Genomic DNA, 1042 nt, shown 5'->3' with positions numbered 1-1042 from the left:
TGTGTGATGTGACTGCGTGCCTTTTGAAGAATGAGCCTGCGAGTTATGGTGTGTGGCGAGGTTAACCCGTGTGGGGGAGCCGTAGCGAAAGCGAGTCTGAATAGGGCGTTTGAGTCGCATGCTGTAGACCCGAAGCGGAGTGATCTACGCATGGGCAGGTTGAAGCTCAGGTAAGACTGGGTGGAGGACCGAACCCACCAGGGTTGAAAACCTGGGGGATGACCTGTGTGTAGGGGTGAAAGGCCAATCAAACTCCGTGATAGCTGGTTCTCCCCGAAATGCATTTAGGTGCAGCGTCGCGTGTTTCTTGCCGGAGGTAGAGCTACTGGATGGCCGATGGGCCCGACAAGGTTACTGACGTCAGCCAAACTCCGAATGCCGGTAAGTGAGAGCGTGGCAGTGAGACTGCGGGCGATAAGGTTCGTAGTCGAGAGGGAAACAGCCCAGATCACCGACTAAGGCCCCTAAGCGTGTGCTAAGTGGGAAAGGATGTGGAGTCGCAGAGACAACCAGGAGGTTGGCTTAGAAGCAGCCACCCTTGAAAGAGTGCGTAATAGCTCACTGGTCAAGTGATTCTGCGCCGACAATGTAGCGGGGCTCAAGCACACCGCCGAAGTCGTGGCATTCAGTCTTTCGGGGCTGGATGGGTAGGGGAGCGTCGTGCAGCCGGCGAAGCAGCAGAGTGATCTAGTTGTGGAGGCTGTGCGAGTGAGAATGCAGGCATGAGTAGCGAATCGAGGGTGAGAAACCCTCGCGCCGGATGACCAAGGGTTCCTGGGGCAGGCTAATCCGCCCAGGGTAAGTCGGGACCTAAGGCGAGGCCGACAGGCGTAGTCGATGGACAACGGGTTGATATTCCCGTACCCGCTTTAACGCGCCCATATCGAACCTCGTGATGCTAAGAGTCCTTAGCTCGCCTAAAGCCTTCGGGCTTGGGGTCAGAGTGAACGCTCGATCCGATCGGGTAGTAGGTAAGCGATGGGGTGACGCAGGAAGGTAGTCCAGCCCAGGCGATGGTTGTTCCTGGGGTAAGCATGTAGGG

General features: G+C 57.1%; 1 rRNA gene. It reads left to right on the top strand.

The window, feature by feature from the left end:
- Nucleotides 1-1042, top strand: a 23S ribosomal RNA gene (locus ACIBST_RS48925); the annotation flags it as partial.

This window comes from Nonomuraea sp. NPDC049684 (genome assembly GCF_044465345.1).
GTDB lineage: Bacteria > Actinomycetota > Actinomycetes > Streptosporangiales > Streptosporangiaceae > Nonomuraea.
This window is presented reverse-complemented; position numbering and strand designations above follow the sequence as displayed.